At 41.1% G+C, this 15,104-nt stretch carries 18 protein-coding genes and 2 tRNA genes; 6 read left to right on the top strand and 14 right to left on the bottom strand.

Features of this window, described 5'->3' with window-relative positions:
• Positions 1-34: 34 nt before the first annotated feature.
• The 12 genes from DXC57_RS15845 to DXC57_RS14680 all read right to left on the bottom strand — a co-directional run bounded on the left by DXC57_RS15845 (position 35) and on the right by DXC57_RS14680 (position 9,000).
• The gene (locus DXC57_RS15845) at positions 35-160 is read right to left on the bottom strand and encodes a hypothetical protein (protein WP_270228607.1); all 126 of its coding nucleotides are present in this window, start codon (positions 158-160) and stop codon (positions 35-37) included.
• A gap of 90 nt (positions 161-250) precedes the next feature.
• Entirely contained in the window at positions 251-910 is a 660-nt protein-coding gene (locus DXC57_RS14730; RefSeq protein ID WP_118653336.1) for a hypothetical protein, read from the bottom strand.
• A gap of 87 nt (positions 911-997) precedes the next feature.
• Positions 998-1,384 (bottom strand): thioesterase family protein, encoded by a 387-nt coding sequence (locus DXC57_RS14725; protein WP_182435066.1) that lies wholly within the window; start codon positions 1,382-1,384, stop codon positions 998-1,000.
• A gap of 318 nt (positions 1,385-1,702) precedes the next feature.
• Entirely contained in the window at positions 1,703-2,104 is a 402-nt protein-coding gene (locus tag DXC57_RS14720; protein WP_118653334.1) for a putative toxin-antitoxin system toxin component, PIN family, read from the bottom strand.
• Positions 2,104-2,376, bottom strand: coding sequence for an AbrB/MazE/SpoVT family DNA-binding domain-containing protein (locus tag DXC57_RS14715; protein WP_118653332.1), 273 nt, complete (start codon positions 2,374-2,376; stop codon positions 2,104-2,106). Before DXC57_RS14715 ends, DXC57_RS14720 begins: the two co-directional genes overlap by 1 nt.
• A 231-nt stretch (positions 2,377-2,607) precedes the next feature.
• Positions 2,608-4,101, bottom strand: coding sequence for a hypothetical protein (locus tag DXC57_RS14710; RefSeq protein ID WP_118653330.1), 1,494 nt, complete (start codon positions 4,099-4,101; stop codon positions 2,608-2,610).
• 88 nt (positions 4,102-4,189) lie between these two features.
• Positions 4,190-5,461, bottom strand: coding sequence for a zinc ribbon domain-containing protein (locus tag DXC57_RS14705; RefSeq protein ID WP_118653328.1), 1,272 nt, complete (start codon positions 5,459-5,461; stop codon positions 4,190-4,192).
• A gap of 91 nt (positions 5,462-5,552) precedes the next feature.
• The gene (locus DXC57_RS14700) at positions 5,553-5,768 is read right to left on the bottom strand and encodes a hypothetical protein (protein ID WP_118653326.1); all 216 of its coding nucleotides are present in this window, start codon (positions 5,766-5,768) and stop codon (positions 5,553-5,555) included.
• Between the two features lie 86 nt (positions 5,769-5,854).
• A complete protein-coding gene (locus tag DXC57_RS14695; protein WP_118653324.1) occupies positions 5,855-6,133 on the bottom strand; it encodes a hypothetical protein in 279 nt (92 codons plus the stop codon).
• 159 nt (positions 6,134-6,292) lie between these two features.
• On the bottom strand, positions 6,293-7,225 hold the full coding sequence (locus DXC57_RS14690; protein WP_118653322.1) for a lambda-exonuclease family protein: 933 nt from the start codon (positions 7,223-7,225) through the stop codon (positions 6,293-6,295).
• A gap of 27 nt (positions 7,226-7,252) precedes the next feature.
• On the bottom strand, positions 7,253-7,987 hold the full coding sequence (locus DXC57_RS15805) for a hypothetical protein (RefSeq protein ID WP_243101498.1): 735 nt from the start codon (positions 7,985-7,987) through the stop codon (positions 7,253-7,255).
• A gap of 80 nt (positions 7,988-8,067) precedes the next feature.
• Positions 8,068-9,000, bottom strand: coding sequence for a DUF932 domain-containing protein (locus tag DXC57_RS14680; protein ID WP_118653320.1), 933 nt, complete (start codon positions 8,998-9,000; stop codon positions 8,068-8,070).
• 244 nt (positions 9,001-9,244) lie between these two features.
• Between DXC57_RS14680 and DXC57_RS14675 the strand changes: the two genes are divergently transcribed.
• From DXC57_RS14675 to DXC57_RS14650, 6 genes are all read left to right on the top strand, one after another.
• A complete protein-coding gene (locus DXC57_RS14675) occupies positions 9,245-9,421 on the top strand; it encodes a helix-turn-helix domain-containing protein (protein ID WP_022358914.1) in 177 nt (58 codons plus the stop codon).
• A gap of 270 nt (positions 9,422-9,691) precedes the next feature.
• Positions 9,692-10,705, top strand: coding sequence for a hypothetical protein (locus DXC57_RS14670; RefSeq protein WP_118653318.1), 1,014 nt, complete (start codon positions 9,692-9,694; stop codon positions 10,703-10,705).
• A gap of 253 nt (positions 10,706-10,958) precedes the next feature.
• Positions 10,959-11,468 (top strand): hypothetical protein, encoded by a 510-nt coding sequence (locus DXC57_RS14665; protein WP_147354111.1) that lies wholly within the window; start codon positions 10,959-10,961, stop codon positions 11,466-11,468.
• Complete coding sequence (locus DXC57_RS14660; RefSeq protein WP_182457343.1) at positions 11,443-13,191, top strand: phage/plasmid primase, P4 family; 1,749 nt, start codon at positions 11,443-11,445, stop codon at positions 13,189-13,191. Before DXC57_RS14665 ends, DXC57_RS14660 begins: the two co-directional genes overlap by 26 nt.
• A gap of 69 nt (positions 13,192-13,260) precedes the next feature.
• Entirely contained in the window at positions 13,261-13,449 is a 189-nt protein-coding gene (locus DXC57_RS14655) for a hypothetical protein (RefSeq protein WP_022358918.1), read from the top strand.
• 72 nt (positions 13,450-13,521) lie between these two features.
• Positions 13,522-14,682: a site-specific integrase gene (locus DXC57_RS14650; protein WP_022358919.1), complete on the top strand. Its 1,161-nt coding sequence runs from the start codon at positions 13,522-13,524 to the stop codon at positions 14,680-14,682.
• A gap of 209 nt (positions 14,683-14,891) precedes the next feature.
• Here DXC57_RS14650 and DXC57_RS14645 read toward each other — a convergent pair.
• Positions 14,892-14,962: transfer RNA gene (locus DXC57_RS14645), tRNA-Cys, on the bottom strand.
• Positions 14,963-14,967: 5 nt separating this feature from the next.
• Positions 14,968-15,039 (bottom strand) — tRNA-Glu (locus DXC57_RS14640).
• Between the last annotated feature and the right edge of the window lie 65 nt (positions 15,040-15,104).

Below are 15,104 nucleotides of genomic sequence, written 5' to 3'. Positions count from 1 at the left end.
ATCTTGAAACTTCCATCCGCCAGTTCGACAAGTCTCAGACTGAAACAGCGGTCTGACCTGGAAAGGCGATGTCGGCATTTCGCCGGAAGCTTTCTCCGTTCCGGGCACAGACAAATGGCAGGAAACCACCTGCATGGTTGTCCGCTTTCGCGGCAGCCATCAGGAAGCTCCTGCCCCATATAAAACTCTTCTGCAATTTATCCGGGAGCATTCTCTCCCCATCACCGGATTCTACCGTGAGATCATCTGCTTACTTTTCCCGCATCTCCAGCAGTCTCCATGCCTTCTTATTCTGGACTTCCAGCACGGAACCACAATATTCACACTTTTTCAACCCCAGCTTCTGAATCGGTGCACCGCAGTTTGGACAGATAAGCGAAACCTCTGCCCCTGCTGTTTTCGCATCCTCATAGACATATACCAGTTCCGTCTCATAAACCGTCTGAATCAGATTCGAATGCAGTTCTGACTGCATCTCAGGCGTTTTCTCATATTCAGTCATTTCCTCATACTCGACCGCCGACTCACACAGAATCCGGCAGAGTCCTTTTTCCTTCTGATAGCGGCTAATGACCGTCCGGTGGATATGTACCTTCTGATACTCTTTTTCCAGTTTTTTTCTCAATTCTGTCTCGAGCTGAGCCTTCCACTCGCTCCAGTTAAACTCCGGGAAATCTTTTGCAATCTGCGGCAGGCACAGCCGGTCCATTCCCGCCAGCGAACGCGGTTTGGATGCGTCTGGCTGCGTCAAATCACCTTCCGATAAATGCTTTGCCACATACCGAAGCACCTGTACCTCCGGCGTACTCGCCAGCTGCCGCATTTTCCTCTTTATTTTGCGGTAAATCCACCAGACAAGCGCTGCCGCAATCAAAATGCCAATGATCCACCCTATCGTTTCTGTCCGCACCGCTGCCTCTCTTTCTATGTTGCTGCACACACACGTGACCAGTCACTTTTCTTTATCTCCGTGCATGATACTTAAACCTGATACTCCTTATTCCGCCTTGCTCGCAGCCTTGTCGCTCATCGCCTTTGAATTTACCATGATCCGCAGATGGGACCCTTCGCCACATTTGCCCTTCTCATCGTTTACTTCAATATCAAACCACATTTTCCGGCGCTCAATGCTGCGGAGTTTTGCAGTCGCTGTTACCTTCATTCCCAACGGCGTCGGCGCCAGATGGCGACAGTGAATCTCCGCTCCGACCGTCGTCTGTCCTTCCTCCAGATACGATTTCGCCAGTTCCAGCGCTGCCGCCTCCATCAGGGCCACCATATTCGGAGTAGACAAAATTTGGGAACCTGCGCTTCCGATTCGCTTTGCCGTCATCTCATCCGTTACTTCCCAGGTCAGGCTGTATTCCTGTAATTTTTCTGCCATTTTCGCTTCCTCCATATTATAAAATAATTTTGTCGCGGCTATTTAAAATGCCGTTTCGTGAATGATTCTATTATAGCAGAAGATGTGAAAATCGGATAGCGCCATCTTACTTCACAGCTAATCAAACAGTTAAAATTCCGAAAATTCTTGTAAAACAAAAAAAGGAACCATCTTTCGATGATTCCTCAGAGGCGACAACCAGATTTGAACTGGTGATCAGGGTGTTGCAGACCTTGATCGCCAGTCTCTGGAAGCCGCATAAATACTACGTTCCCAGACACGGTGCACTCATTTGGTGCCCTATTGGTGCCTTATTTTTTATAATTGGACAAAATCTGTCGCTGTCATAATCTTCGGATTTGTTACACCAGACTCTAAGAAGTCTTTATCTCCCGTTAAAAGTACATCTGCATTTGCATGAATCGCCGCCCGAAGAATCGGTCGATCCTTCACATCCCTTATCTGCTCTTCCGAACTATGCTCTTCCAGCGGAGTAGGAACAATCTCCAGTGTCATTAATGACAATGATAAAAATCGTTCCAAAGCTGATATCTTTTTAGGAAATTTTCGATTAAAAATTCTCCGCATCTCATCTATGTTTTGTTCACAGACAAGTCCGTGATTCGGATACGTTACCGCCTTCACAAATGCCTTGAAAGGTGTACCCGTACTGCTAAGCGCTGCCGAAATGAGAATATTGGTATCAATCAGAACTCTCATTATGCCTCACTTTCCGCACGAACCTCTTTTACCAAGTCCATTACCGCCTCATCCGATGTAAGCCCTGCTTCTTCTGCCTCCCCTGCCATCTGTGCCTGTAACATCTGCATTGCATAAACGGCTGAATTAATGAGTCTAACGCTTCCATTCTCTACAACAAAGGTAATTCTATCCCCGCTGGAGACACCCAAAATTTCACGTACATCCTTTGGAATTGTAACCTGACCTTTCGCCATTACTTTCGCATTATCAATAAATGTATTCGCAAGCATAAAAACACCTCCTATTTCAAAATAGGGAAAGTAGGGTTTTCCCTACTTTTATTATATACACTTACTTTCAAAATATCAATATTTAAATTTTCCAGTTTTTGCAAGACGATTTTCTGCCAGCCGCATCCCAATCTCGTCAACAAATGCCTTTGAAATTTGTCGCGACTGTCAAAAAATCTTCTTGCAAAAAGTAGGTGTAGATAATTTCATCTCATATAAAAGAAATACATTTTATTTCAATGCAACCAAACGCTTTAATTTATCTTCCTCCTGCTGTTTCTCCTCTTTAATTCTATACCAATTTTCATATCTTTCATTGAGATCAATCGTATCATCCAACAAATAATAAACCGGAACCGTCCTTTCAAATCCGTTATCGTTAATCAATGTTTTTGTTTCTGATGACTCGACATATCTAAGAAAATAGGAACCTGATTTTGAAAAAGGATTTTTTTGAGACGAATAGAAAACAACCTTTTCATCTCCTATATCCTGCCCGTACATCGTATATGTCACATTTACACCTACCCATTCACTACCTTCAACCTGTCGATAACTGTCAACTTCCTTTCTAATATCGCCTGAAATGGTATCATCATATTTGGTTTCCAATCTTTGTGAAATGTACCATTCCCCTGTTGCGCAACTATCATACACCTTTGATATATCAAAACTTTTCTTTCCTATTTTTATACTTTGAACTTGCTTTAATTTTTCATCCAAAGTTTTAACCTGATTAACCTGATTGATAATTTCCCTAATATCTTCCACTCCATATAAGGTTTGGTACATTTCACAGTAAAGCTGCATGTTTTTAAGCCTCAAAACATCATTTTCCCGCATTTCTGTTTTCATTTTATCTAACAGAAATTCCTTTACCTGTGTCTCATCTTCCTTCTTCAATTTTTTTATCAATTTTTTATTTGATTCGTCAGACCACTCATTTACAAACTCTTGCATCCGATTTCTAAACTCTTCTTGTTTCGCAATGTCTGCTTCCCTGACTTTTTCCAATTTTTCCTGGCTCTCCCTTGCGGTCAATTCTTCCTGTTTCTTACTCTCGGCTGCTATCAACTCTTCCTGTTTTTTACTCTCAGCTACTATCTCCGCTTCCCTTTCCTTGCTTGCAGCTACGATTGACTCTTCCAGATTCCTGCTCTCAGCTTCGGCTGATTCTTGTGCAAGGCTTTCATTTACCTTTTTCTTCTCATCAACATTATTCAGAATTAACTGAATTTTTTCTTGCTGTTCTGCTGAAAATTCATCCATTATCTCTGTTATCTTTTTTTCAAGCGCTCCGTCAAAATCCGCTATATCTGACAGCTTTTCCGAATATCGTTCTATGACTTCTTCTGCTCCTGAATAATCTTCCGAAACTTCCCATAACTCTATATATTTTTCCGCCACATCTTTTGTCACATCTTTATCTGCCTTACTATTTAACACTTCTTTTGCGGATGAATAATTTTTTTCATTCAAATATTTCTGATATTCTCTCTCCCATTTCGAATCAACAAACCATTCTAGAAATGCCATTGAATACAGAACTAGCCATGCCATGTTCCATATAAAAGCTATTTTACTTCTTATTTTATATCCCTTTTCTTGGTCAATTCTGTCTTTAAATCTCAGTATTGTCAATACTAATGAAGCTGGGTAAAATAAAAAAAACGTTAAAATCAACATCGGATATGAATAATACCATTTCTTTCTCTGTTTTTCCATAAAATCTTCCCTTCTTCTATATAGTACAAAAGAAGCGCTTGCCTCCTATTGAAACAAGCGCTTTAATATTTCTATGATGCAAATTCCATTAAGAAATATAACGCTGTACCAGCTCTAAAACTCCAGCATTTCTATTGGGACTGCTATAGTCCATATAAACAGTTCCATTTGCTTCATAGAACATCATATACATAGGATTTCCTTCTTCACGAATTTCATAAACCGCATCATAATTTGATATACTCCAATCTCCCGCGCTAGTACATGTATATACTGGAATATGCTCTGACTCACAATTACCTCCATAATAAACACATACATCACCAACTTCATCTGTATCAATATCCGAACCAACACTAAACTCGATTGTATAGCCAGCGCCTTCATACCGTCCTGCATAAGCTGATGGATCCGAACCATAATTACCCGCAGGTACTTCATTGGATACGGGTGCATTTTCTGTATATTCTTCAGCAGGAACTGTCGCTGCCGTCTGTGTCTGATACTTACCAGAAAAATATCCGCCTGTAATTTCACTTATTCCCTGATTTTCTATTACGGATGCCACCATTACTAATGTGAGCACATCTGTTCCTTCAAGATTTTTATAAGAACTATATGCTACTGGCATAGCTACAACCCTGGCAAAATCCCCTTCTACTATTTGTGTCTGTTTTCCTATATAATAAATATAATAGCAATTTCCATTTACATCATATGAGTTTAAACAAGTTACATAATCATATGGCGAATCCCCTTCTCCAAAATTTTCTTCCCATATTTGCTGCACGGTCAACTGCTCCATAAAAGCAAATCTGCCGGATATATCTTTTGGATTTTTTATCATATGAGAATAATCTAAAGTGGTATCAATATATTGTGATAACTCATCCAGACACTCATTTGAAGCAGGGAACAGTTCCAAATGTGATTGAATAAACTCCGTTTGATTGCTAGATAGTTCAAATTTAGGGTCTACCGTACCTATATTTGTTATTGTGCCAATAATGTCTAACTGGCTTTTCGAAGTTTTTAACCCATCCGCATTCTTTTCGCTGTTCAACTGTTCTTCTGCACTCTCAGCCTCCGGAACTTTTACTGTTTCCTCCGACTCTTGTGGGAAACTCAAAGCGATAACTATCACAACCATAACTACCACGGCACCTATACCCAGTAATATTTTTTTCAATTTCCCAAGAGATTTTTTCTCTTCATCCTTTTTTTCATAATTTTGAGAAACTATCATATTTTCGGTCTGGAAATTATCTAACAACGGGTTTCCGCATATACTGCAAAACCGTTCGCCTCCTGTTAATTTATTTCCACATTTAGGGCAATAATTAATTTTCCTATTTTCCACGCCATCTACCCCCTTATCTTAATTTTTGAGTCACAATTCGTACAAATCTAATTAGTATATATTCTTGTTTTATCTGTACTACACGAAGAAATTAGGCTATTTTAGCCAAATATCTTTCTATTGCAGTCTTATACTCTTGCATTGTAATTCTTCTACGTTTTCTCATTACTATCACTATTGCCTCATCCATAATTGCTACCCTTGCATATCTCCTAGGTTCTCCAGATCTAAACATATTCTGCAATATTTGCTCTAACTCTGGATGAGCAATCGTATCATTAAGTACCTCATCCCTTTTATAATCCATATACCGATTCCTATCACCAATAATATCAAAATAATTTGCATATAATACTTTCTCCTCCGTTTTAATAAAATTCTCCCCTTCTAAAACTAATAAATTTCCTCTTGGGCATTCGTTTTTGCTTTGGTAACCCCCTCTTCTTTAGCTATTTGCATTACTCTCCTTGAACTCAAATTCAAATACCTAGATATTTCTTGTATTGACTGAACTCCATAATTTTCACATATGTATTTCTGAACAAAACCCTTACTGTATAATTTTTTAGGGAACGTAATGGTTGTTCCATTATATTGCTCGTAAATTTTCAATATCGTATTTTCGTCTGTTATTGACAATAATTCACCATATATTCCTGAATATCGCTTCATACGCTAAAGCATCACCTCTTTATCCACCATTTTATCTCTATTGCAGAGAAATTATCATTTGAAATTTTCATCTATATTTTTCACATCCAATCTCAACACACTTAATAACAAAAAATCAGGAAGACTACTTTTACCTAGTCTCCCTGACTTTTTCATTTTCTATGCTACCTTAACCGTAAACCTGCTACTTTTCCTACTCTGCACATACTCCCGATAGACCTCCGGTTTCTCCTGCTTCAGACGTTTTATATCCAAGCGTTCTGAAGCAATTTCCTGCCACACTACCCGGTAATGTTCGCTGTTTGCCTCCCCGCATCCATCCATAAATACCTTTACCTCCTGCTCAATCTGCGCCTTTTCCCTCTCCAGCTGTTTCATTTCCTCTGAAATATCCCGCCTGCGGTTCAATTTTGTTTCCATCGCCGCTGACAGCTCTCTTGTTTCCGTCTTTTTGAACCGATGAAAATATTCTTCCAGCACAGCGCTACATGATGCAGATCCATCCGGTTCTGGCATCCGCCTCATCAAGATATGATTCTTCCAAAAATCCTCTTCCAATGCTATCAGCTGGTCTGCCATTTCTTCATCCCAGTCAATCCGAGAATATACGAATCCCTGTCCCAGTATGACCGCCGCGATATACCAGGTACGTTTTCCGGTTACCACCATGTAATGAATACACTGCATCAGATAATGCATAGGAATCGCTCCATTCTCCCATTTTCCCGCATTGTAGGCGCTTACCGTCTTACACTCCAGACCTGCATCTTCCCTCACAAGCAGCCGATCCACATCCGCATACATAAACGGATGCGTTTCGCTCCAATACATCTTATTAGAACGCCGCACCTTTTTACCCGTCTCTTCTGTAAACCGCTGTGCAACATAGTTTTCCAAATCTCTTCCCTGCCGCATTGCTTCATTATCCGATAAATCCAACGTATCCGTTGTCTTCTCCCAATAAACCGCCATTGGACTTCTATATGGATTCAATCCACACACAGCTCCAGCGTCCGAACCTCCGATTCCTCCTTTCCGCAACCTCAACCATTCCTCATGCTCCATTCCCATTGTTGATATTGTCTTACACATAACTATTTCTCCTTTCCTTGTCCCATTTTAGGCAGCCGCTACGGGGTTCGACTTTTTCAGTCCACTCATCGCATCCCGATAATGCTCCGGCTTCATCTGCTCAATCCTTTCTAAATGATAACGTGCCAATACCTGTTCCAGTGAAATCCCTGTTCGCTCTAATTCTTTTTGCAAATCCCGCCGCATCTTATCCGACAGATGTGCTCTGGCTGTTTCAGACACTCTTCCTGGCTTGTTAGAAGAAGTTCCTGCTGACTGCTTTCTAAATACGACGCCTCCTTTGGCGTTACAGATCTCCAGACTTTCTATTTCCCGGTTTAATGTGTAGCTGATAGCTGACACCCGAAAATGTTCAGATGTTATATATCTTTTCCCATCATATGAAATCGCTGCTTTCTCTACCGGAATCCAAATGAACGGAGCCGAATATAGCTCTCTCCCAATTCCCCAGTTGACACAGGCACGTTTGAAGCTGTCCGATGCCTGTCCCTTTTCTTTTTCCGTGTAACTTTCCGTCCCTACATCCTGCTTGGCTATCCATTGCTGTTTCTCGGCATCCCACACCTCTACCGTACAATACAGATTTCCGCCTATCTCCTGATGCGTCCTTTTCCACCCACATGGAGAAAAGCATTCATCCAAAATCTTTTGATCCACACGGGCATCTTTATATAGAAGCAAACTCAAGCCATTTTTCCCTATACTTCCGACCCTGCATTCAATTTCACTGGCTTCTAAAAGACGAATTTTATTTCCGATCATGTCTCATCCCTCCTGATTTTTCTCAAATGGGCAAAAGAAAAAGAGTACCCGCTTCTGGACGGATACTCTCATTTTTACCACTATGCCGTTTTTACCATTTCATACGCCTTATCTATCATCGCATTCCCATCCACTGTCCGGGCAAATAAATTCTCCCGGTAACCGCTCCGCGTTCTCAGCGGCTTGGCATGAGTCGCAAAATCAGATACCGCATTGATAAAACGATATGCGTTCTTTCCTATATGCTGTAAATCTGGCGCATCAAAATACCTCGCTTTCATATCCTCTTTCATACGCATAATATTTTTTACCTGTTGTTCCGACGGATTCAGCAGCAATGGGAACATAGAATCTATGTATTCCAGCACCTGACGATCGGATAATTTCTGTTGATTCAGATAATCAATCGTCTTTCCCAGTTCCGCCATATATTTATCCGCATAAAGCAGCGTGTTCTTCGCATCTTCCAATTTTCCCCGGATATCTCCCGTATGATTGGTCGCCCAGCACCGCTTCGCCGTTGATAGCGCCAGATTCAACGTATTCTGGCACACAACACGAATTGGTGTCATAGCTGCCTTAATTGCCCCGCTTCCGTCATGGCTGTTCATGAATACCAGATACGGCGTAATCTCATCCCCACTGATAATATAGCGGGTGGGAAGTTTCGCTAAAATCCAAGTCCGGCGACCATTCTGCAAACTGCCCGCCGTTTCATATGTGACTCCCTCACCAAGTAATTCATCCGTAAAAGCAAACGCTTCTTCATTCTGGACTACCTTGTAGCGGTCACTTACCACACCTAACACCTGATTATCTGTCTCTCTTAAATTCGCCCGAAATCCCGGAACGGTGATCCCTTCCTCCGTCACCAGATTTTTCTGAACCACTCTCCAGTCCAAACCAGCCAGTTCTAACGCCGCCCCCGATGTTGGTGCTTCTTCCACCATGGTTCCCAGACCATGCCACGGTTTCGTTCTCGTATAAAACATTGTCTCCACATTTGCTGCCATCTTAGTTTCCTCCTTCCAGTCTGTGTGCCAGCCAAATAATCAGCTGTGCCGATGCTTTTCCCATTAGTTTCAAAATTTGTGCTCCTGTTTTCATTTTGTATCCTCGCTTTCTGATTTTCTTTGATTCAAACAAATGATGTATGATTTCAAAATCGAAGAGTACGCAACAGCCGGAGGGAAAAACACTCATATAAACCAATGAGGACTACCACAGCCCAAATTATTTTTTGAAAGGAATGATTCTATGTTCGAACAAACACCGGATATCCTGACCTTTAAAGAATGTCAGGAACTCTTAAAGATAGGAAAAAACACCTTGCTGGATTTACTCCATAACGAAGAAATTGAAGGTTTTAAAATCGGCACACGCTGGAAAATTCCTAAAGCTGCCGTGCTGGAATATATTTATCATAAATATTAAAAAATGTGCCGATGTGTCAATGTGCCAGAACTTTTTTACCTTTTCCCCATTTTGTATTAATTAAAATACAATTTTCTTCTGTCCGCGCCCATAATTATCTCAACCAACCATTTTTACTAATAAAATCAAGGTTTCCCCGGCACATTGACACATACTTTTTTCTTCAAGAAACTGCGATGTGACGAATTGCGCGATCAAAACAAGTTGAAAATTTCTTCAACCGTTCTATACTAAGCTCACAGGAAATCATTTTACTAGGGAGGTAGTCATATGGAAAGAACAATTAACTTTATTCAGGTTGTCTACGAGTATTATAAGAATGAACCGCCTTACAGCGACTTCACGCTTGAAGAGCTTCTTGAGAAAGAAATTCCTACAGGCAAAAAAGCAGCTTCCGTTCCGGTCGCAGAATTTGAACAAGCCCGCCAGGACTTTACCAAAGATTTCCGTGATATTGTGCGGATATTCTGCATCGAGGATTTTATCGAAGATTTCAAAATAAACGGTGAATATCAATTTACTTTCGCTGATCGTGATTTTCTCGTTACGCTGGTTAATCATTACCGCACAAAACAAGCCTGGATAAAAGCTCTGAAAAAGGCGTTTAATTATCCGCTTGATAAGCGTAATTTCGAAAATCTCAACCGCGAATATTTTTGCAAATTCCAGCATTCGGATGAACTCATTGCCGAACTGAGATTTGCTGTCGAGGGATTTCTTGAAATGTATAATCGCCTAGAGACTATCTCTAAGGATGCCAAAAAGAAATTTGAGCAGACCATACAAATCGCAACACAGTATCCAATCATGGCGTTCAAACAATTTTTTTCGAAAAGAATTTTTAATATGTGTACTTCCGCTATCACATTAGAGGATGTAACGCATTCACTTGATGGTGTCATTCTCAACGACTACTATCAGTGGCTTCATACCACCGCTTCCCAGCTCGATTCCGTTATATCCAACGCACAAGATAGCCTTATCGCTATCCGCAAAAAACGAGCCAAAGAATTTCAGAACGCGATGAATAAAGAGGCTGAGCTACGTATCGTCTCCGGGTGTGCCGAACGATTAAATCAGTATGTACGCGAACATTGTCCGGAAGCACTTGATGAACATGATGAATGGGAGGATAGTTCAATGAAGAGAACACTCGCCGAAAGTAAAAAGCAACGAACCAAAAACAGCCGCCACCGTCAGGTATGGAAGGATGCCTTGATGAATGAACAAAAGAATCATCCAGAGGCTTTTGAAATTATGGCTAAATTTTATAATATCATCTAAAATTAGCTTGACATCCTTGAATTTAGCCTCATAAAACAGTTCAAAAATATGCATCTGCAATGTATTTCAAACGTGGGAGATTTTGACAAAAAATCTCCCACGTGTTTTTTTCTGCCTCCTTTGCTATACTATCCCCATCATCAGTGCTGAAGAAAATTTAAAATATAAGGAGGAACGGTAACGCAGCTCCGGAACTGTGCTACCTATATAAAAAAATATGAACGAAACATCAATCGAAACAAAAAACGCTGTTTTGGCAGGAGTAGAGGCAGCAAAGCAGCCTAAGAGTTCTGCTATTCTCTTCCAGCTTCTCAACAAGGGCGCTGCTGCTAAGTTGGATGTTTATGATTGTTCAAAAATAAGCAATGCCTATATCTGTATCAGGCAGAACCACTCTTCTATGATCTGGTCTGTCCAAGATGGAGAATATGTATCTTGTCCTACATCCTTAATGATATGGATTAAAAATTCAAAGAAAATGGGAATTGCCGTTAAATCAACCGAAACATCCGAATCGCAGTTTATTTTGAATAATGGCAAAGACTTTTTCTTTCCAGAGGATTTTTCCATCCACGGGTTCGTTGAAAATCAAGAATATGGCATCGCTTTTTTCTTCTCTCATGATAAACAGGTCTTTACACGGGAGGAAAATAATGAAGAGGGATTTTCTTCACTCTGTACCTTATTGACTCTGTTTATGCAAGATAAAGATGGTTCTACCGTGGAGGAAGATGAAAATGACTACATGGAATACTCCTTCTGATAAAGGCTTGAAATCCAGAACAGAAGACTCAAAAAATAACTCCGAAAATATTTGGGGGGATTTTACCGAAGATTTTCATCAAGCGTTACATGACACAGAATACACAGAAAATCTATCGGACAATCTCTTGCTGTCCACGGAACATAAAGAAAATGCTCCGAAGAAAAAAGCAAAAAAAACGGATAAAACGCGAAGACTTGGCAACCGGTCAACTAAAAAATCAAAATTTGAACCTGATGAGGATGATTTTTTCCAAAATCTTATCAACTCATCCATTCCACCAAACGAGGATGAGATATCAGTAAAGCCTTCTCCGAATCCTCCGGCAGAAAAAATAGCACCTGTATCAGTGCTACAGCCTACAGTAATCCCCGTGGCACCCCAAACACTGATGTCAGGCAAAAATAAATCTTCAATGAACATAGACCAGATAGCGAATGCTATTACCAAAGCTCTGACTATCATCCTGCATGATAACTGTCTTTATTATTATACAGGTAAATGCTATCAGATTATCGAGGATTCCGAAGATCTTCTGAGGGTTGTCCGCTCGAAAGTCAGACAGGATGCGTTCTCCAGCTATTCGAGAAAAAAATTTGACGATTTATTTACCTATATGCGGGTAGACGAACGCCTGATTCCAGATGATTATGAGGAAAAAATCCAGAAATCCGCTAATTATGTCAGTCTCAAAAACGGTGTCCTGAATTTGAAAAAAATGAAACTTCTTGCTCATAATAAGAAATTTCTTATTTTCTATTCGCTGGATGCCGACTGGATAGAAGATCCTGAAAGCCAGAGTTTTGATGGATTCCTATCTACTATCAGCGGTGGGAATCCTGAAATTAAAACTCGAATTATAGAATCCATGGGGTATTTACTTTCTTCCTGTAATAAGGGGAAATGTTTCTTTGTAATGGGAACTGCTCCAAACAGCGGTAAAAGTACGTTAGGCGAATTTCTTCAGAAAACACTTGGCAGTAAACTGGTTACCAGTAAATCCATTGCCCAGATTCCCGGACGTTTTTCAATGGGCGATATTCAGGGAAAACTTCTCAATCTATCTCTGGATCTCCCTAAAGGAAAATTTACCCCCATCGTCGTATCTATCATCAAACAGATTACCGGTGGGGACAGCATTTCAATAGAACGAAAATATGACAAACTGCGGGATATTCACAGCACAATACGCTTTCTATTCGCAAGCAACTATCCCGTTACGATTTCACGTTCTGATGAAGACGATGCTTTCTGGGCACGTATGATCGTAATTCCTTTTCTTTACACCATAGAAAAGGAAGACGCAGATACAGAGCTTTCCCGTAAGCTGCTACAGGAAAAAGATGACATTATATCCATCTGTCTACGAGCTTTGAGCAATGTAGTCAATAACCATTACATTTTCTCTCCCTGTGAAGCTGCGGACAAGATAAAAGAACGCTGGCGGTATCAAGAGTGTGACTCTATAGAAAGTATTCCGCTATTTGTAGAAGAATACCTAGAGGTCACTGGAGAACCGACCGATATGGTTTACTCCCGACAGTTATACGAGATTTATTGTAATTTCTGTGAGGAGTCCGATTTTTCTCCCCTGCGCTACCACACGTTCATCAGCTGGTTTTGCTCCAATATCAATGGATGCTCTACCAAAAGGCGGCATGAAACAGGGAAAAATCCAATGGCTGCTCTTACAGGTATCCGGGTAAAACAATGGGATGACTAGGCAACAGGTAAATTTCATTTTTTAGATTATACATCATATCTGTGAAATACACAGAAAGGAGATTTTGATATGGTTTACAGCAATTTATATTCATTTTCCGACTTATTAACGATCTTTCCATTTGGGAAAACAAAGCTCCGGCAGCTGCTGCTCGCAGGTGTCCTTCCGGTTGTGAAAGTCGGTCGCCAGTATGTTACCAGCGATGAAGCAATCCAGCGATGGGTTCTGGAAAATGCAGGAAAAGAAATTTTATATTGATTTTTAACAGCGGCGGATTGTGACATCTGTTACTCGTCACAATCCGCACCTTTAGACGAAAGGAGCACTAAAATGCCATCTACTACAAGTACCCGAAAAAGAAAAGGCGCTGGAAACATCCAGAAGAAAGCAAATGGTTCTTATCTTGGGCGCATCCGTATTACCGGATACGATACATATTATTATACCGGAACCTCTGAAAAAGATGTTCAAAAGAACCTTAATGAATTTTATGAAAAAACACAGCGGCATGAAATAATTGCGCGCAAGGAGACCGTCAACACCTATATCGAGCGATGGCTTGAAAATGTAAAACGGCACACCATGAAACCAGCTTCCTACGATCGTCTGGAACGCACTTACAACCGGCAGATCAAGCATTCTCCGGTAGGCCGCAGTCAGTTAGGAAGCCTTACCAGCATGGAAATACAAGCCTTAATCAATTCATACACATCATCGTTAGCTTATTCAACTCTAAAGAAGGTCTATGACCTCCTGAATAATTGCTTCCGATATGCTGTTGCCGTCCGTGATATCGGATACAATCCAGTTGACGGGGTACAGCTCCCCAAACAGGAAAATATGGCGATTCAGCCAAAAGAAATTGAGATATTATCAAGCGAAGATTTAGCAAAGCTTGAAAAAGCGCAGTATTGCCTCTATTCAAGCGGAGAACCGCGATACTGGTACGCTTCCGCCTATGTGCTAATTGCCAATACCGGGCTGCGCTCCGGCGAAGCACTCGGACTGACATGGGATAAAATCAACTTCAAAACCAAGACACTGACCGTATCACAAAATGCTTCCAGAATCAAAAACCGTGATGGCATCAATGCACATGGAAGTAAACAAATTATCGTTTCTACGAAAACCCGTTCTGGAACTCGCCAAGTTCCCCTGAACGATAAAGCGCTGGCTGCTCTTAGCCATCTAAAAGAATTGCATGACAGGAAACGGATTCAGAGCAATTTCGTAATCTGCACATCAACTGGAAAGATGGTGGTTCAAAGTTCTTTCTATCACATCTTTCAAAATATGCAGCGGTCGCTTGGCATCACGCCTGTAACAATTCACGCACTGCGCCATACATTCGCCAGTCAGTTGATAGAAGCCGGTGTAGACATTAAGGTAGTAAGTCAGCTATTAGGACATTCCTCCGTGAAAATCACTTATGATACCTACGTTCATACCAGCCTGGAGCGTGCATTTTCTGCCGTACAGACTCTGGTATAGCCATCCAATAAATGGCTGAAAAATTTGGTGCCCTATTGGTGCCTTATTTTTCGTTCAGGAGCAGTAAAAAATGACCTCTAACGGAAATTTACAAGGAAATTTTCCTATAGATATTTCACAGTTATTTTAAGGGTTAAAATCCCGGAAACCCTTGTAAAATAAGGCTTTCCAGGCACAAAAAAAGGAACCATCTTTCGATGATTCCTCAGAGGCGACAACCAGATTTGAACTGGTGATCAGGGTGTTGCAGACCCACGCCTTACCACTTGGCTATGTCGCCATAAATGACCCCAACGAGATTCGAACTCGTGTTACCGCCGTGAAAGGGCGATGTCTTAACCGCTTGACCATGGGGCCAGATATTAAATTAAAACTCCCCGAGTAGGACTCGAACCTACGACAGCGCGGTTAACAGCCGCGTG

It is taken from the genome of Clostridium sp. TF06-15AC (genome assembly GCF_003481165.1).
Taxonomy (GTDB): domain Bacteria; phylum Bacillota; class Clostridia; order Lachnospirales; family Lachnospiraceae; genus Otoolea; species Otoolea fessa.
The sequence above is the reverse complement of the archived record's forward strand: the minus strand, read 5'-3'. Positions and strand labels throughout refer to the sequence as shown.